The organism is Variovorax sp. LjRoot130, assembly GCF_964253755.1.
Lineage (GTDB): Bacteria > Pseudomonadota > Gammaproteobacteria > Burkholderiales > Burkholderiaceae_C > Variovorax.
Genome location: NZ_CAXURM020000001.1, coordinates 5,012,118 through 5,028,563, shown reverse-complemented (window position 1 = coordinate 5,028,563; position 16,446 = coordinate 5,012,118). Strand labels below are relative to the sequence as shown.

Genomic DNA, 16,446 nt, shown 5'->3' with positions numbered 1-16,446 from the left:
CAAGCAATTGGCATGCCCTCGGGCCTGCGGCGCAATGGGACAATCCCGCCATGACAAGACCTGCAGACACCCTCACCATCACCCGCCCGGACGACTGGCATCTGCACGTGCGCGACGGCGCCGCGCTCGGGGCCGTGGTGCCGCATTCGGCGCGCCAGTTCGGCCGCGCGCTGATCATGCCCAACCTGCGCCCGCCGGTGACGAGCGCCGACCAGGCCATCGCCTACCGCGATCGCATCCGCGCTGCCGTGCCCGAGGGCTTGAGCTTCGAGCCGGTCATGTCGCTCTATCTCACCGACAAGCTGCCGCCCGAGGAAATCGCACGCGCCGCCGCGGCCAGCGTGTGCGCCCTCAAGCTCTATCCTGCCGGCGCCACCACCAACAGCGATGCCGGCGTGACCGACATCCGCAAGACCTACAAGACGCTGGAAGCGATGCAGAAGCACGGCCTGCTGCTGCTGGTGCACGGCGAGGTGACGGACCCCGCGGTCGACCTCTTCGACCGCGAGGCCGTGTTCATCGATCGCGTGATGATCCCGCTGCGCCGAGACTTCCCCGAGCTCAAGGTGGTGTTCGAGCACCTGACGACGAAGGAGGGCGCCCACTACGTGCGCGATGCCGGCCGCTTCACCGCCGCCACCATCACCGCCCACCATCTGCTCTACAACCGCAACGCCATCTTCACCGGCGGCATCCGGCCGCACTACTACTGCCTGCCGGTGCTCAAGCGCGAGACGCACCGCGTGGCGCTGGTCGAGGCCGCCACCAGCGGCAGCGACCGCTTTTTCCTCGGCACCGACAGCGCGCCGCATCCGGCGCACCTCAAGGAGCATGCACTGGGCTGCGCCGGCTGCTACACCGCGCTGACCGCGCTCGAGCTCTACGCCGAAGCCTTCGACAATGCCGGCGCGCTCGACAAGCTCGAAGGCTTTGCGAGCTTCCACGGCGCCGACTTCTATGGCCTGCCGCGCAACACCGACACCGTGACCCTGAAGCGCGAAAGCTGGACCGTGCCGGAAACGGTGCCTTACGGCGATGCAACCTTGAAACCCTTGCGCGGCGGCGAAACCGTGGCGTGGAGACTGACATGATCCCCACCCCGTGTGTGATGCTGCTGATCGACGCCGACAACGTCTCGTCCGACGTGATCGAGCAGGCCGTGCAGCGCACGATGGCCGAGCACGGCGCGATCCACGTGCGGCGCGCGTATTGCAATGCCGAGACCGCGTTTAAGCAGCAGGCGCTCTTCAAGCGGCTCTCGGTGCGGCCCATGGTCAACCTGTCGGCCGGCAAGAACAGCACCGACATCGCGCTCGCAGTCGATGCCATGGATCTCGCGGTGGCCGAGCGTCCCGACATCGTGGTGCTGGTGTCCTCCGATTCCGACTTCGCGCCGCTGGTGATCCGGCTGCGCGAAAAAGGCTGCCGCGTCTGCGGCATCGGGCAGCAGGGCAAGACCGGCGACGAGACCGTCGCGGTCTACGACAGCTTCATCGACCTCCAGCACCATCAATCCGAGCGGCCGGCCGTCGCCAAGCCGGCGGCCAAGCGGGCGGCGCGCGCACCGCGCCGCACCAAGGCCCCGGCACCCCCGGTGGCGCGCATGCCGGCGCTGCCCGAGGACGTGCTGCGCATCCTCGACGCCGTTCCCGAACTGGGTGCGGGCGGCAAGATCGAGCTCAACCACGCGGCCGAGCGGCTGCGCGGCGCCAAGCTGCTGGGCAAGAGCGCGAGCTCGCCCAAGCTGTTCAAGAAATACCCCGAGCTGTTCGCGCTGACGCCGGAGAAGACGCCCAACAAGGTGCAGTACGTCGGCCCGCTGCCGTCGTGAACCCCGCCTGGCCCGTCGATACGGCGCGGCCATGGCTGGCGCCCTATGCGCTGCGGGCGGCCGCCGCGGGTGCGACGCTTGCCCAAGGCCTCGGCGTGGCAGAGGCGCTGTCGAACCAACCCGTGCCCATCGGGCTGCCGGCCGGCCCCTTGCGCTTCGTGACCGCGCACACGGCGCCGGCCGATGAGGCCTACGAAGCCTTCATCTTCCGGACCGCGCAGGTGCCCACGCGCGACAACCTGCACGACTTCTTCAACGGCCTCGTGTGGCTGCATTTCCCCGCGACCAAGCGGCGCCTCAACGAACTGCAGGCGGCCGAGATCGCGCGCGCCGGCATCGGCGCCGAGCGCGGGCCGCTGCGCGATGCGCTCACGCTCTTCGACGAGAACGGAGCCGTGCTCGATGCGCCGCCTGCCTTGTGGGAAGCCTTGCTCGCGCGCGACTGGCAGCGGCTGTTCGTGGCCGAGCGGGCCTTGTGGCGGCAGGCGCGTCTCCTGGTCTTCGGCCATGCGCTGCTCGAAAAGCTGAGTTCGCCACGCAAGCCGATGACCGCGCATGTGCTCTGTGCGCCGGGCGCCAGCCGATCGGTCGCGATCGACGATGCGGCGATCGCAGCAGCGCTGGACGCTGCCCATCTCGCGAGCAAGCCCTTCGCCCCGCTGCCCGTGCTCGGCGTGCCCGGCTGGTGGGCGCCGAACGAGGCACCCGGCTTCTATGACGATACCGAAGTCCTCAGGCCACCGCGGCCGGCGGGCCGGCTTTACCCGGAGTGAGCGTGGTGGCGTGCGCTTGACGCAGAACTTTTGCTCCTATCATCACTCTGTACGCCTGAGCCACGCGGGGCTCCACAACCAAGAACAACTGCCTGCCCCCGACCGTCCACCGCTTGAAACCAGGGTGGCGGCCCTCATTTGCTCGCCACGGCGAGCCATCGTCTGTACCCACGGAGAAATCAACTTGAAACGCATCCTTCTGTTCGTCCTGACCAACGTCCTGGTGGTCGCGGTGCTCGGCGTCGTCGCCAGCCTGCTTGGCGTCAACCGCTACCTCACGGCCAATGGTCTCAATCTCACAGCGTTGTTGGGCTTTGCGCTGGTCATGGGCTTCGGCGGCGCGATCATCTCGCTGCTGATCAGCAAGCCGATGGCCAAGTGGAGCGCCGGCGTGCGCATCATCAACGAGCCGCAGTCGCCCGACGAGGCCTGGATCGTGCAGACCGTGCGCAAGTTCGCCGACAAGGCCGGCATCGGCATGCCCGAGGTCGGCATCTTCGAGGGCGACCCCAATGCCTTCGCCACCGGCGCGTTCAAGAACTCCTCGCTGGTCGCGGTGTCGACGGGCCTCTTGGCCAACATGACGCGCGAAGAAGTCGAGGCCGTGATCGGCCACGAAGTGGCGCACGTGGCCAACGGCGACATGGTCACCATGACGCTGATCCAGGGCGTGATGAACACCTTCGTCGTGTTCCTTTCGCGCGTGATCGGCTATGTGGTCGACGGCTTCCTGCGCCGCGGCAGCGACAGCACCGGCCCGGGGATCGGCTACATGATCACCACGCTGGTGCTCGACATCGTGCTCGGCTTCGCCGCCGCGATCGTGGTGGCCTGGTTCTCGCGCCAGCGCGAGTTCCGCGCCGACGCCGGCGCGGCCCAGCTGATGGGCCGCAAGCAGCCGATGATGAATGCGCTCGCGCGCCTGGGCGGCCTGTCGCCCGGCGAACTGCCGAAGGCGGTTGAGGCCATGGGCATCACGGGCAGCATCGGCAAGCTCTTTGCAACGCACCCGCCGATCGAGGAGCGCATTGCTGCGCTCCAAAACGCACCGGCCTGAGCTTCAGTGCCTGCATCAAAGCCGCCTTCGGGCGGTTTTTTTGAGCCGATCAAACACCCCCGTTCGCCCTGAGCTTGTCGAAGGGCCGGCCCCGGCTTCGACAAGCTCAGCCCGAACGGTTGTGAGGGGGCTCAGGCCCGCGCAAGCACGCTGCGCGCGACCGCTTCCGCCACCTTGATGCCGTCGACGCCGGCCGAAAGAATGCCGCCCGCATAGCTTGCGCCCTCGCCGGCGGGGTAGAGGCCGCGCACATTGAGGCTTTGAAGATCGTCGCCGCGCGTGATCCTGATCGGCGAGGATGTGCGCGTCTCGACGCCGGTCAGCACCGCGTCGTGCAGATCGAAGCCCTGAATCTTTCGGCCGAAAGCGGGGAAGGCCTCGCGCATCGCCTCGATCGCGTAGCCGGGCAGGGCGGCGTGCAGGTCGGTCGGCGTCACGCCCGGCTTGTACGAAGGCTCGACGCTTCCGAGCGCGGTCGAGGGCTTGCCGGCGACGAAATCGCCGACCAGTTGGCCGGGCGCGCGGTAGTCGCCGCCGCCGAGCACGAAGGCATTGGATTCGAGTTCGCGCTGCAGGGCGATGCCGGCGAGCGCGTCACCAGGGAAGTCGCGCGGATCGATGCCCACCACGATGCCCGCGTTCGCATTGCGCTCGTTGCGCGAGTACTGGCTCATGCCGTTGGTCACCACGCGGCCCGGCTCGCTGGTGGCGGCGACCACCGTGCCGCCCGGGCACATGCAGAAGCTGTAGACCGAGCGGCCATTGCTCGCGTGGTGCACCAGCTTGTAGTCGGCCGCGCCCAGCAGCGGATGGCCGGCATGCCGGCCCCAGCGCGCGCGGTCGATCAGGCCCTGCGGATGCTCGACGCGAAAGCCGATCGAGAAGGGCTTGGCTTCGATGTGCACGCCGCGCGCATGCAGCATCTCGAAGGTGTCGCGCGAGCTGTGGCCGAGCGCCATCACCACGTGGTCGGCGCGCAGCTCGCTGCTCTCGCCTGTGCGCTGGTCGAGCACGGTCAGGCCGCGCAGCTGCCCGTCCTCGATCAGCACATCGGTCACGCGTTGCTCGAAGCGGATCTCGCCGCCCAACGCAGTGATCTGCTCGCGCATGTTCTCGACCACCTTCACCAGCTTGAAGGTGCCGATGTGCGGATGCGCGACGTAGAGAATCTCGGGCGGTGCGCCGGCCTTGACGAACTCCTCCATCACCTTGCGGCCGAGGAAGCGCGGGTCCTTGATCTGGCTGTAGAGCTTGCCGTCCGAGAAAGTGCCGGCGCCGCCCTCGCCGAACTGCACGTTCGACTCGGGGTTCAGCACGCTCTTGCGCCACAGGCCCCAGGTGTCCTTGGTGCGCTGGCGCACGGTCTTGCCGCGCTCCAGCACGATCGGCTTGAAGCCCATCTGCGCAAGCATCAGCGCGCAGAAGATGCCGCAGGGGCCGAAGCCGACCACCACGGGGCGCAGCGGCAACCCGGCCGGCGCCTGGACCGGGGCGCGCCACACCATGTCGGGCGCAGCGCCGATGTGCGGATGTCCGGCGAACTTCGCGAGCAGCGCGGCTTCGAGCGCCGGGTCCGTGATCGTCGCGTCGACGATGTAGACCTGCAGGAGTTGCGGCTTGCGCGCATCGAAACTGCGCTTGAAGACCTTGAAGCCGGCGATCGCCGCGGCAGGCGTGCCGAGGGCCGTTGCGATGGCTTCAGGGAGTGCCGCATCGCCGTGGTCGAGCGGCAGCTTGATTTCGGAGATTCGGAGCATGGCTTTGAGGCCCGTGTCGATCGGGCAAAGGCTGTGGCCGGAATCTTGGATTGTAATACAATTCTGTATTACAGGAGCCTGATCATGACACTGTCGATTCGATTGCCTGCGGAAGACGAGACCCTGCTGGAGCGCGCGGCGGCTGCATTGCACATCAGCAAGTCGGAGTTCATCCGCCGCAGCATCGCTGCCTACGCGGGCAAAGTGATGCCGGTCGAGCGCGCGGCGGCAGAGATCGATGCGCTCTATATCGGCAAGGGTGGTGGCCTGCGCCGTCCTGAAAGCGTTGCCAACCTGGCCAAGCGAGCGATCCTGGAGCGGCTGCGTGAAAAGCACGGATACGCTCGCTGACACGGGTTTCCTGGTCGCGCTGTTCAACGACGGCGATACGCACCACGCGGGCGCCGTCGGCATGTTGCAGCAACTCGCCGGCCAGCGTCTCTACACGGTCTGGGAGGTGCTCACCGAGGCCGGCCACCTGCTCGACGACACGGCTTGGCTCAATCTGCTGCGCTGGGCTGCCGCCGGTCGGCTGACGGTGCTGTCGAGCGACCCTGCCGATCTTTCGGAGATCGCCGACTTCACCGAGCGCTATACCGACGGCGGTGCGGACCTCGCCGATGTCGCGCTGGTCTTCGCGGCCGATCGCACCGGCATCTACAACGTGCTGACTGTGGATCGCAAAGACTTCGATCGCTATCGCAGCCCGCGCGGAAAGCGGCTCAAGCGGCTCTGGCTGAAGGACTGAATCAGACTTCGACATCCCGCGAATTTCGGCGACCTTCCTGTGAACGATTGCACAAGTTGCGGAACCGACTACCGATAGCCGACCAGACAATCGCGTCGCTTCAACAAAGGGAGGATGGCATGCGCCATCGACGCACGGCGCTTTGCGCCACCTTGATCCTGGCCCATGCGATGGTGTTCGCGCAACCGGCCGACACCCTGCCGGCCGATGCAAGCTCGGCGATGCCCGAGGTCGTGGCGCCATTGCCGGCAGCCGGCGAAGGCGCCTCCGCTCCGAGCGCCGACCCCATTCAGGCGACACCCCCGAAGGTCGAGATCTCGCGCGGCAGCTACCCAAGGCGCTCGCTACCTGCGATCGGCCGCTCGACGAGGGGTTGAAAGACATGCTCTGAGGCTTCAAGCCGGCAGGAAGCCGTCGACCGACAGATAGCGCTCGCCGGTGTCGTAGTTGAAGCCCAGCACCACCGCGTTGGGTGCCAGTTCGGGCAGCTTCTGCGCAATCGCGGTGAGCGTGGCACCCGAGGAAATGCCCACCAGCATGCCTTCTTCAGCCGCGCAGCGGCGCGCCATCTCGCGCGCCGGTTCGGCATCGACCTGGATCACGCCGTCGAGCAGTTCGGTGTCGAGATTCTTCGGAATGAAGCCGGCGCCGATGCCCTGGATCGGGTGCGGCGACGGCGCGCCGCCCGAGATCACGGGCGAGGCGACCGGCTCCACCGCGAACACCTTGAGCTTCGGCCATTTCTTCTTGAGCACCCGCGCGCAGCCCGTGATGTGACCGCCGGTACCCACGCCGGTGATGAGCACGTCCAGCCCATCGGGAAAGTCGGCCGCGATCTCCTCGGCCGTGGTGCGCACATGCACCTCGACGTTGGCCGGGTTGTTGAACTGCTGCGGCATCCAGGCGCCGGGCGTGCCGGCGACGATCTCCTCGGCGCGCGCGATCGAGCCCTTCATGCCCTTCTCGCGCGGCGTGAGGTCGAAGCTTGCGCCGTAGGCGAGCATGAGGCGGCGGCGTTCGACCGACATGCTGTCGGGCATCACGAGGATCAGCTTGTAGCCCTTGACGGCCGCGACCATCGCGAGCCCGATGCCGGTGTTGCCCGAGGTGGGCTCGACGATGGTGCCGCCGGGCTTCAGCGCGCCGGACTTCTCGGCGTCCTCGACCATCGAGAGCGCAATGCGGTCCTTGATCGAGCCGCCGGGATTGGCGCGCTCGGACTTGATCCACACCTGCTGCGTCGCTCGGCCGAACAGGCGCTGGATGCGGATATGCGGCGTGTTGCCGATGGTCTGCAGGATGCTCTGAGCTTTCATGGGTGATTCTTTCGTGGCGCGCGAAGCGGGCTGCCATTGTCGCGATAATCCATGGTGTGAAGCGCGCCAGACCGCCGCTGGTGCAAGTCTCGAAAGAGCGCACTGGAGGAAGGTCCGGACTGCACAGGACAGCGCAGGAGCTAACGGCTCTCCACCGCGAGGTGAGGATCAGAGCAACAGAGACGAGTCGGCTGGGGGCAACCCCGGTCGGGTGAAACGGGCAATCTCTGCGCGCAGCAACACCAAGTAGGCCAGCGTCGATGTGGTTCCGCAGAGCTGGCGGGTAGGTGGCACCGAGCCGTTTGGCGACAAACGGCCCAGAGTAATGGCGGTCACGTTGGGGGCAACCTCAACGCACAGAATCCGGCCTACAGGCGCGCTTCACACTTTTTTCGGGGTCGGCTTCTTGCGGCCGATCGCCACCAGCAGCGCGGCGACCAGCGAGAAGCCGATCAGCACGCCCACCGCATTGAGCGCGGTGCGGCCATAGCCCAGCGCACCCACGTCGATGAAGGGGTACGGATAGACCCCGGCGATCGCGCCGCGCACCAGTGCATAGACAAGATAGCCCAGCGGATAGGTCCACCAGTACGGGATGTCGCCCCCGCGCAGGCCGTGCGCGGGCACCGCGATCCACCAGTAGACGAGAAAGAGCACCGGCATCAGGTAGTGCAGCAGCACGTCGGCCAGCCACAGCAGGCCCTGCGGATTCCAGATGTGGCGCAGCACGAAAAAGTAGACCAGGCCCACCACCGCGATGTTGGCGCCGATCGCGCTCGCCACGCCGGGCCTTCGGAAGAAGCGCCACAACGCGCCTTGCGCAACGGTTGCCGCGGCCGTCAGTGCCAGCGCGGCGAGCAGGTTGGTCAGGATGGTGAAGTAACCGAGGTACATGAAGACGCCCCAGCCGGCCGGCCTCCCGCCGGCCGTGGCCAGCCCGATCGACAGCACCAGCTGCAGCGCGAGTGCGGCCCAGCCGATGAGTGCGGCTGCGGCGGCGAACCGGCGCACGGGCGTGGGCATCAGAAGCGCTCGTTCGGCAGCAGATAGCGCCACTGGCCGGGCAGCAGGCCCGCGAGCGGCACGCGGCCGATGCGGATGCGCTTCATCGCGAGGATGCGCAGGCCCGCCTCGTCGCACAGGTGAGCGATCTGCCCCGGCCGCGGACCTTTGATCGCAAAGCGCAGGCCGGTGTGGCCTTCGGCCTGCTGGCCGATGCTGACGCGCGCCGCAGAGGCGCGTTCGAGCCGCGCCAGCACATCGGGCCCGACCGGCCCGGCCACGTCGACCATCACTTCGTTCTCGAGGATGCCCGCGTCTTCCTGCAGCTTGCGCTCGATGCGCCACTCCTGCGTGAAGACCACGAGCCCGCTGGCGCCGGTTTCGAGCGGCGTCATGCAGCGCTGGGCCGCCACGTGGCGCGGCAGGAAGCGCAGGCCCGCGCGCTCGGGCTCGTGGTGGTTGGCGGGCACCAGCAGACGGTGCGCGTTGTCGGTCGGCGTGCCGGCCGGCTTGTGCAGCAGCAGCGTGACCGGCACCACCGGCTCGGGCCGCGCACCGGGCTCGATCTCGACCTGCTGGTGCGCGTGCACGCGCGTCTGCGGCAGCAGTGCCGGTTCGCCGTCGATGCGCACCGCGCCGTTCTCGATCAGCAGCTCTGCTTCGCGCCGCGAGCAACCGGCCATCGCGGCCACGCGCTTGGCCAGGCGGATGCCTTCGTCGCTATCGGTCATCGAGCTTGCGCCAGTTGCCGGATGCGTTCCACATGCGCGGCCAGGGAACGCGCGGCCACCGGCCACATGCGTTCGGGCACGTCGTCGTAGGCGAGCGGCAGCCAGTCCTCGGGTGTGCCCTGCGGCAGGCGCTGCATCGCGGCGGCGATCTTGGCCTCGCGCTTCAGGCGGTGCGCCTTCAGATACGCGATGGCGGCACGCGCCTCGCCGAGCACGTAGCCGTGCGCCGGCAGGATGAAGCGCACCTCGCCCTCGGCGCAGAGCGCATCCAGCCTGTCGAGCGAATCGAGGTACGCGTTCATGTTGCCGTCCGGCGGATCGACCACCGTGGTGCTGCCGTTGAGCACGTGGTCGCCGGAGAACAGGAGTCCGTCCTCCTCCAGCACCAGGCACAGGTGGTTGGCCGCGTGGCCGGGGGTGTGGACGGCGCGCAGCGTGTGCGTGGTGCCGTCCAGGCCGTGCAGCACCAGGCGTTCCTGGTCCTGCAGCGTGCGGTCCGGTGCGAAGCGCGCCGAGGCGCGTGCCGTCGGCGCCGAGGGCAGGCCGAGGATGGCCGGCTTCGATGCTGCGCACAACGCCTGCAGCGGCGCCGCGCCCGGCGAGTGGTCGGCATGCGAATGGGTGCAGACGATCATGCGGATGTCGTCGCCGGTCGCGCGGTGCAGCCGCTCGATGTGGCCCGCGTCGTTCGGTCCCGGGTCGATCACGATGTAGCCGCTGGCCGCATCGCCCACGATGTAGCTGTTGGTGCCGGGCCCGGTCATCGCGCCGGGGTTCGGCGCGGTCAGCCGCTGCACGTTCTTCAAGAGCGGCACCAGCGCCTCGCTTTGCCAGTCGAGCGCATGCACGATCTGGCCGTCGGGGCAGACCAGCGCCAGTTCCCCGTAGGGCGAGTCGTGCTCCATGTAGCGCGCCTCCTGGCCGCGCAGCAGGCCGGCGCGCGGACAGCTGGTGAACAGCGGGCCTTCGCCGTCTGCACGGTGGGCGCAGGCGTCGAGCAGGGCGTCGACCGAGTCGTAGGCGGCCATGCGCTCCAGCGTGCGCACGGTCGGGAAGATCATGAGGAAGCCGCCCGCCTTGTGGCGCGCGAGCGCATCGGCCGGCCGCACCCAGCAGGGCTCGAACTGCTCGGTCTCGTCGGCCGTCGGCGTCTGGCCCTCGGGCATGCGCGCCACCAGGAAGGGCACGTCGAAGCGCTTGGGCAGGTCGCGGTCGGTGATCCAATGCGCGAAGGTGAAGAGCTCGTCGGTCGCCAGCCGCAGTCCGCGCGTCGCGCACTGGTCGGCCAGGGCGATGGCGCTGGCGGCCGTGCTGCGGTCCATCGCCGCCACCTCGTCGGCGCTCACCGGGCGGCCGTCCTCGTGGCGCGCGAGCAGCACGCCGAGCTCCTCGAAGCTCTCGCGGACCGCGGCCACGGCCTGCGTGAGCTGCTGTTCGCTTTGCGTGGGCCGGCGCAAAGCGATGCGGTGCGCGGCGCGGTCGCCTTCATCGATGCGGCCGCCGGGGAACACATAGGCGCCGGGCGCGAAGCTCGCGCTGGCGGAGCGCCGCGTCATCAGGACCTCGATGCCTTCGGGCGTGTCGCGCAGGAGCAGCACGGTGGCGGCGGCGAGCGGCGGCGCCGGTTCGCGCGGGGGATGGAGCTGTTGGGTGGGGCGGACCATGGGGCGCAATTATCGAGAGGCGATCAGAGAGCTGTGCTGCATAAGCTTCGACAGGGTTTCGCATGAGCCTCGCGCCACAATCGGCGCTTGCTCCATCCGCTTCGAAGGACAGTCATGCCCCATTCTCTCTCCAGCCGTTCGCGCCGTCTGTTCGCTGCCGCCGGCCTCGCCCTCGGCGCCTGCGCCGCGCCCGCTGCTCTTGCCCAGGCCGACTGGCCGCAGCAACCCGTCACGCTGATCATGGGCTTCCCGGCCGGCTCGGGCGTCGACGTGGTGGCGCGCACGATCCAGGAGCCCTTGCAGCAGAAGCTCGGCCAGCCGGTGGTGATCGACTACAAGTCCGGCGCCGCCGGCAACATCGCGAGCGAGTACGTGGCGCGCGCCAGGCCCGACGGCTACACGCTTGCCTTCGGCACCGCCGCCACGCACGGCAGCAATGCGGCGCTCTACAAGAAGCTGCCCTTCGACGTCGAGGCCGACTTCGTGCCCGTGGCGCCGGTGCTCGACGTCTCCAACGTCCTCACGATCAATCCCGAGGTGATCAACGTCAAGACGCTCAAGGAGTTCGTCGAACTCGTGAAGGCCAACCCCGGCAAGTACAACTATGCCTCCACCGGCAACGGCGCCGGCACCCACATGGCTTTTGCCGAACTCAACTCGCGCCTCGGCCTGCAGATGGTGCACGTGCCCTACAAGGGCGGGCCGGAGGCCATCGCTTCGGTGGTGCGCGGCGAGACCTGCTGCATCATGAACCAGGTGCAGACCGTGCTGCCGCAGTACAAGGCGGGCAAGGTACGGCTGCTGGGCGTCACCACCGCCAAGCCGGTGGCGGCGGTGAAGGAAGTGCCGACCATTGCCGCGAGCGGCATCGCCGGCACCCAGGGCTTCGACAGCTCGATCTGGTTCGGCGTCTTCGCGCCCAAGGGCACGGATGCGCGCATCGTCGACAAGCTCAATGCCGCGATCAAGGCCGTGCTCGAACAGCCCGAGATCCGCGAGAAGTTCGAGGGCCAGGGCAACACGGTGCGCATCGAAACGCCCGCGCAGTTCAAGGCCACCGTTCACGCCAACCGGGTGAAGTGGGCCGAGGTGGCGAAGGCGGCGAACGTGAGTATCGACTGAGGAGGCGCCAGCCCCTTGGACGCATGCCGGGCTTCGGGGGTGGGATGCGACCCAGGCTCCTCCACGGCTGCGGGCGGTGTGCCCTGGGCCGGCCGTTGAGGCACTGCCGAGCAGCGCAGGGAAGCCCGAAGGGCCGGTGACGTCGGCCGGCACAGGGCACACCGCCCGCCTCCGCGCCCCCACATCGTCAACAGAACCTATTCCCCGGCGCGCGAGCGCTTGAACTTCGCGATCTTCTCCTTCAGCTCCGTGTACTGCTCGCAGGGGAACCAGCAGAGCTTGTCGAGCGCCTTCAGGTGCTTCTCCGCGCCTTCGAGCTGGCCGATCTGCAGATAGGCCTCGCCCACGTACTCGTGCGCGTCGCGGTGGCCGGGGTTGAGCTGCAGGGCGCGCTCGTAGTGCTCGAAGGAGTTGTCCATGTCGCCCAGGTGGCGATAGGCGAAGCCCAGCAGGTTCCAGGCATCGGCATTCCTGGGATCGGTCCGGATGGCCGCCTGGAGCGGGGGCAGGGCTTCGGCCCATTGCTCGGCCTTGACGGCGGCCTGGCCGGCGCGGTAGTCGGGGTCCAGCTCCTGCTGCGACGGGCCGCCACCGCCCCCGCCTCCACCTCCACCGCCCGCGGGCCATGCGGGCAGGCTCAGGCAAGCGAGACAGGCCATCGTCGCCAGGATCTTCTTGCGCATGATGTGCTCCTGATGAGTGCTCCGCCGCTCTCTCTCCCGATCGAATTCGAGTCCTGCCGGCCCCGCGTGTCAAGCGAGATACGCGCGATTGACCGGCTGCGCCGGAGCCTGAAATTCGCTAGGCTTTGCTGGCGAGCGATCCCATCGAGCGCGGAGACAACGCGATGAGCCAGGGCGCACCTCTTCGTCTGCATGTGCCGGAGCCCACCGGGCGGCCGGGCCATGAGACCGATTTTTCCTACCTGCATATTTCGCGCGCCGGCCAGGTGCGGCGGCCGCCGCTGGACGCATCGCCGGCCGACACCAGCGACCTCGCCTACACACTGGTGCGCGTGCTCGACGACGAGGGCCGTGCCGTCGGCCCGTGGGTGCCGGAGGCGGATGCAGCCTTGCTGCGCCGCGGCCTCGTCTCGATGCTGAAGACGCGCATCTTCGACGCCCGCATGCTGATCGCGCAGCGCCAGAAGAAGATCTCCTTCTACATGCAGTGCCTGGGCGAAGAGGCCATCGCCATTGGCCATGCGCTGGCGCTGCAGCAGGGCGATATGTGCTTTCCCACCTACCGCCAACAGGGCCTGCTGCTGGCGCGCGAGGACGTGTCGATGGTGGACATGATCTGCGAACTGATGTCCAACGAGCGCGACCCGCTCAAGGGGCGGCAGTTGCCGGTGTGCTATTCGATGAAGCGCGTCGGCTTCTTCTCGATCTCGGGCAACCTGGCCACGCAGTTCATCCAGGCGGTGGGCTGGGGCATGGCCTCGGCGATCAAGGGCGACACCCGGATCGCCTCGGGATGGATCGGCGACGGCGCCACCGCCGAGTCCGACTTCCACACGGCGCTGACCTTTGCCCACGTCTACCGAGCGCCGGTGATCCTCAACGTGGTCAACAACCAGTGGGCGATCTCGACCTTCCAGGCCATCGCCGGCGGCGAGGCCACCACCTTCGCGGCGCGCGGCGTGGGTTGCGGCATCGCCTCGCTGCGCGTCGACGGCAACGACTTCCTCGCCGTGCTGGCCGCCTCGCGCTGGGCCGCGCAGCGCGCCCGCAGCAACCTCGGGCCGACGCTGATCGAGTGGGTCACCTACCGCGCCGGGGCGCATTCGACCTCGGACGATCCCTCGCGCTACCGGCCGGCCGACGACTGGGCGCACTTCCCGCTCGGCGATCCGATCGCGCGGCTGGCGCAGCACCTGACGGGCATCGGCGCCTGGTCGCAGCAGGAGCACGAGGAGACGCAGGCGAAACTGGAGGCCGAGGTCAACGCCGCGCTGAAGGAAGCCGAGCGCTACGGCTCGCTGGCCGATGGGCACCTGTTCAGCGCCGCGGCGATGTTCGAGGATGTCTACAAGGACATGCCGGAGCACCTGAAGCGGCAGCGCGAGCAGATGCAGTCCGGAGCAGCGTCATGAGCGCCATGACCATGATCCAGGCCTTGCGCTCCGCCATGGACGTGATGCTCGAGCGCGACGACAACGTCGTCATCTATGGCCAGGACGTGGGCTACTTCGGCGGCGTTTTCCGCTGCACCGAGGGCCTGCAGGCCAAGTACGGCCGCTCGCGCGTGTTCGATGCGCCGATCTCCGAAGGCGGCATCGTCGGCTCGGCCATCGGCATGGGCGCCTACGGCTTGCGCCCGGTGGTCGAGGTGCAGTTCGCCGACTACTTCTATCCGGCCTACGACCAGATCGTTTCCGAAGCGGCGCGGCTGCGCTACCGCTCGGCCGGCGACTTCAGCGCGCCGATCACCATCCGCATGCCCTGCGGCGGCGGCATCTACGGCGGCCAGACGCACAGCCAGAGCCCGGAGGCGCTGTTCACGCACGTCTGCGGCGTGCGCACGGTGATGCCCTCGAATCCGCGCGATGCCAAGGGCCTGCTGATCGCCTCGATCGAGAACGACGACCCGGTGATCTTCCTGGAGCCCAAGCGCCTCTACAACGGCCCCTTCGACGGCCACCACGACCGGCCGCTGGTGTCCTGGTCGGCCCATCCGCTGGGCGAGGTGCCCGAGGGCTACTACACGGTGCCGCTCGAATCGGCCACCGTGTTCCGCCCCGGCGCCGACCTGACGGTGATCAGCTACGGCACCATGGTCTTCGTCTCGGAGGCGGCCGCGCGCGAAGCCGGCATCGATGCCGAGATCATCGACCTGCGCAGCCTGTGGCCGCTGGACCTGGAGACCCTCGTCGCCTCGGTCAAGAAGACCGGCCGTTGCGTGATCGTGCACGAGGCCACGCGCACCAGCGGCTTCGGCGCCGAGCTGACGGCGCTGGTGCAGGAGCACTGCTTTCATCACCTCGAGGCGCCGATCGAGCGCGTGACCGGCTGGGACACGCCCTATCCGCATGCGCAGGAGTGGGCCTACTTCCCGGGCCCGGCACGCGTGGGCGCGGCCTTCCGGCGCGTCATGGAGAACTGAATGGGCACGCATGCGATCAAGGTGCCGGACATCGGCGAAGGCATCGCCGAAGTGGAACTGGTGGCATGGCGGGTCCAGCCCGGCGACACGGTGGCCGAAGACCAGGTGCTGGCCGACGTGATGACCGACAAGGCGACCGTCGAGATCCCGTCGCCGGTCGCGGGCAAGGTGCTTGCGCTCGGCGGCGAAGTGGGGCAGCAGATGGCGGTGGGTGCGGAGCTGATCCGCATCGATGTGGAGGGTGGCGACAACACCGGCGCGGCGCCGCCCACGCCCACGCCCGCGGCCACGCCTGCGCCTGCGCCTGCACCAGCACCAGCACCAGCACCGGCACCGGCACCAGCACCAGCGCCTGAGACCGCGCCGGCCGAACGCACGAGCCTGCCATCCACCGGCAAGCCGACTGCCTCGCCCGCGGTGCGCCATCGGGCCGCGGCGCTCGGCATCGATCTGCAGCAGGTGCCGGGCAGCGGCGTGGACGGCCGCATCCTGCACGAGGACCTCGACGCCTGGCTGGTCCGGCGGCCCGGTCCGCAGGCGGCGAGTGCGGCGCACTACGCGCAGCGGGACGACGAGGAAGCCGTGCCCGTGACCGGCGTGCGCCGCCGCATCGCCCAGCGCATGCAGGATGCGATGCGCCGCATCCCGCACTTCACCTACGTCGAGGAGATCGACGTGACCGAACTGGAGCTGCTGCGCGCGCGGCTCAACGAACGCTGGGGCAGCGAGCGGGCCCACCTGACGCTGCTTCCGCTGCTCGTGCGTGCCGTCGTGCTGGCGGTGCCGCGCTTCCCGCAGATCAATGCCCGCTTCGACGACGAGGCGGGCGTGCTCACGCGTCACGGCGCAGTGCACGTCGGCATCGCGACCCAGACCGCGGCCGGCCTCATGGTGCCGGTGCTGCGCCACGCGGAAGCGCGCGACCTGTGGTCCAGCGCGGCCGAGATCGCGCGCCTGGCCGAGGCCGCGCGCGCGGGCCGGGCCACGCGCGACGAACTGAGCGGCTCGACCATCAGCATCACCAGCCTCGGCGCCCTGGGCGGCATCGCCTCCACGCCGATCATCAACGCGCCCGAGGTGGCGATCGTCGGCGTCAACCGCATCGCGCTGCGCCCGGTGATGCAGGACGGCGCGGTGGTCGCGCGCCGGATGATGAACCTGTCTTCCTCCTTCGACCACCGCGTGGTCGACGGCCAGCTTGCGGCCGAGTTCGTGCAGGCCGTGCGGGCCTTGCTCGAATGCCCCGCCTTGCTCTTTTTCGACCAGGGCCTGTTGCAGGGTGTGACAGCGGCGCCCGCGACTCCTAGAATCCAGCTATGAGGTCCGCCAGAACATGGTTG

17 protein-coding genes and 1 other RNA gene are annotated in these 16,446 nt (G+C 68.7%); 12 read left to right on the top strand and 6 right to left on the bottom strand.

Going from position 1 to position 16,446, the window contains the following annotated elements:
- The first annotated feature begins 50 nt into the window (after positions 1-50).
- The 4 genes from pyrC (at position 51) to htpX (ending at position 3,661) form a co-directional block, all read left to right on the top strand.
- The gene (gene pyrC / locus ACSQ86_RS24965; protein ID WP_436293664.1) at positions 51-1,091 is read left to right on the top strand and encodes a dihydroorotase; all 1,041 of its coding nucleotides are present in this window, start codon (positions 51-53) and stop codon (positions 1,089-1,091) included.
- Positions 1,088-1,831 (top strand): NYN domain-containing protein, encoded by a 744-nt coding sequence (locus tag ACSQ86_RS24960; protein WP_436293663.1) that lies wholly within the window; start codon positions 1,088-1,090, stop codon positions 1,829-1,831. Before pyrC ends, ACSQ86_RS24960 begins: the two co-directional genes overlap by 4 nt.
- The gene (locus ACSQ86_RS24955) at positions 1,828-2,604 is read left to right on the top strand and encodes a DUF3025 domain-containing protein (RefSeq protein ID WP_436309761.1); all 777 of its coding nucleotides are present in this window, start codon (positions 1,828-1,830) and stop codon (positions 2,602-2,604) included. Before ACSQ86_RS24960 ends, ACSQ86_RS24955 begins: the two co-directional genes overlap by 4 nt.
- Positions 2,605-2,788: 184 nt before the next feature.
- Entirely contained in the window at positions 2,789-3,661 is an 873-nt protein-coding gene (gene htpX, locus ACSQ86_RS24950) for a protease HtpX (RefSeq protein WP_436305485.1), read from the top strand.
- Between the two features lie 131 nt (positions 3,662-3,792).
- Here htpX and ACSQ86_RS24945 read toward each other — a convergent pair whose 3' ends face one another.
- A complete protein-coding gene (locus ACSQ86_RS24945) occupies positions 3,793-5,418 on the bottom strand; it encodes an NAD(P)/FAD-dependent oxidoreductase (RefSeq protein WP_436309760.1) in 1,626 nt (541 codons plus the stop codon).
- An 84-nt stretch (positions 5,419-5,502) separates the two neighbouring features.
- Between ACSQ86_RS24945 and ACSQ86_RS24940 the strand changes: the two genes are divergently transcribed.
- From ACSQ86_RS24940 to ACSQ86_RS24930, 3 genes are all read left to right on the top strand, one after another.
- Positions 5,503-5,769 carry a ribbon-helix-helix protein, CopG family gene (locus ACSQ86_RS24940; protein WP_093103955.1) on the top strand — a complete coding sequence of 89 codons (267 nt, stop codon included), beginning with the start codon at positions 5,503-5,505 and terminating at the stop codon, positions 5,767-5,769.
- Positions 5,744-6,166 carry a type II toxin-antitoxin system VapC family toxin gene (locus ACSQ86_RS24935; protein WP_436309759.1) on the top strand — a complete coding sequence of 141 codons (423 nt, stop codon included), beginning with the start codon at positions 5,744-5,746 and terminating at the stop codon, positions 6,164-6,166. The genes ACSQ86_RS24940 and ACSQ86_RS24935 overlap by 26 nt, the downstream gene beginning before the upstream one ends.
- A 119-nt stretch (positions 6,167-6,285) precedes the next feature.
- Positions 6,286-6,543 (top strand): hypothetical protein, encoded by a 258-nt coding sequence (locus ACSQ86_RS24930; protein ID WP_436309758.1) that lies wholly within the window; start codon positions 6,286-6,288, stop codon positions 6,541-6,543.
- 18 nt (positions 6,544-6,561) lie between these two features.
- On the opposite strand, the gene cysK is transcribed toward ACSQ86_RS24930, so the two are convergent.
- Positions 6,562-7,482, bottom strand: a complete 921-nt coding sequence (gene cysK, locus ACSQ86_RS24925; protein ID WP_093103959.1) for a cysteine synthase A — start codon at positions 7,480-7,482, stop codon at positions 6,562-6,564.
- Positions 7,483-7,540: 58 nt separating this feature from the next.
- Here cysK and rnpB point away from each other — a divergent pair.
- An RNA gene (rnpB, locus tag ACSQ86_RS24920) (RNase P RNA component class A) lies at positions 7,541-7,869 on the top strand.
- Here rnpB and ACSQ86_RS24915 read toward each other — a convergent pair.
- Genes ACSQ86_RS24915 through ACSQ86_RS24905 form a run of 3 tightly spaced genes read right to left on the bottom strand, consistent with a single transcriptional unit; the run spans position 7,864 to position 10,879 of the window.
- Positions 7,864-8,505 carry a Pr6Pr family membrane protein gene (locus ACSQ86_RS24915; protein ID WP_436305479.1) on the bottom strand — a complete coding sequence of 214 codons (642 nt, stop codon included), beginning with the start codon at positions 8,503-8,505 and terminating at the stop codon, positions 7,864-7,866. The two genes, rnpB and ACSQ86_RS24915, sit on opposite strands and share 6 nt — an antisense overlap.
- Positions 8,505-9,215 (bottom strand): RNA pseudouridine synthase, encoded by a 711-nt coding sequence (locus tag ACSQ86_RS24910; RefSeq protein ID WP_436309757.1) that lies wholly within the window; start codon positions 9,213-9,215, stop codon positions 8,505-8,507. The genes ACSQ86_RS24915 and ACSQ86_RS24910 overlap by 1 nt, the downstream gene beginning before the upstream one ends.
- Positions 9,212-10,879, bottom strand: coding sequence for an MBL fold metallo-hydrolase (locus ACSQ86_RS24905; protein ID WP_436309756.1), 1,668 nt, complete (start codon positions 10,877-10,879; stop codon positions 9,212-9,214). Before ACSQ86_RS24905 ends, ACSQ86_RS24910 begins: the two co-directional genes overlap by 4 nt.
- Positions 10,880-10,993: 114 nt before the next feature.
- On the opposite strand from ACSQ86_RS24905, the gene ACSQ86_RS24900 reads away from it, so the two are divergent.
- On the top strand, positions 10,994-12,001 hold the full coding sequence (locus ACSQ86_RS24900) for a Bug family tripartite tricarboxylate transporter substrate binding protein (protein WP_436309755.1): 1,008 nt from the start codon (positions 10,994-10,996) through the stop codon (positions 11,999-12,001).
- Between the two features lie 197 nt (positions 12,002-12,198).
- On the opposite strand, the gene ACSQ86_RS24895 is transcribed toward ACSQ86_RS24900, so the two are convergent.
- Positions 12,199-12,684, bottom strand: coding sequence for a tetratricopeptide repeat protein (locus tag ACSQ86_RS24895; RefSeq protein ID WP_436309754.1), 486 nt, complete (start codon positions 12,682-12,684; stop codon positions 12,199-12,201).
- Between the two features lie 164 nt (positions 12,685-12,848).
- Between ACSQ86_RS24895 and ACSQ86_RS24890 the strand changes: the two genes are divergently transcribed.
- Genes ACSQ86_RS24890 through ACSQ86_RS24880 form a run of 3 tightly spaced genes read left to right on the top strand, consistent with a single transcriptional unit; the run spans position 12,849 to position 16,426 of the window.
- Complete coding sequence (locus ACSQ86_RS24890) at positions 12,849-14,096, top strand: 3-methyl-2-oxobutanoate dehydrogenase (2-methylpropanoyl-transferring) subunit alpha (RefSeq protein ID WP_436309753.1); 1,248 nt, start codon at positions 12,849-12,851, stop codon at positions 14,094-14,096.
- Entirely contained in the window at positions 14,093-15,106 is a 1,014-nt protein-coding gene (locus ACSQ86_RS24885; RefSeq protein WP_093103968.1) for an alpha-ketoacid dehydrogenase subunit beta, read from the top strand. The genes ACSQ86_RS24890 and ACSQ86_RS24885 overlap by 4 nt, the downstream gene beginning before the upstream one ends.
- Positions 15,107-16,426 carry a dihydrolipoamide acetyltransferase family protein gene (locus tag ACSQ86_RS24880; protein WP_436309752.1) on the top strand — a complete coding sequence of 440 codons (1,320 nt, stop codon included), beginning with the start codon at positions 15,107-15,109 and terminating at the stop codon, positions 16,424-16,426.
- The last annotated feature ends 20 nt before the right edge of the window (positions 16,427-16,446 follow it).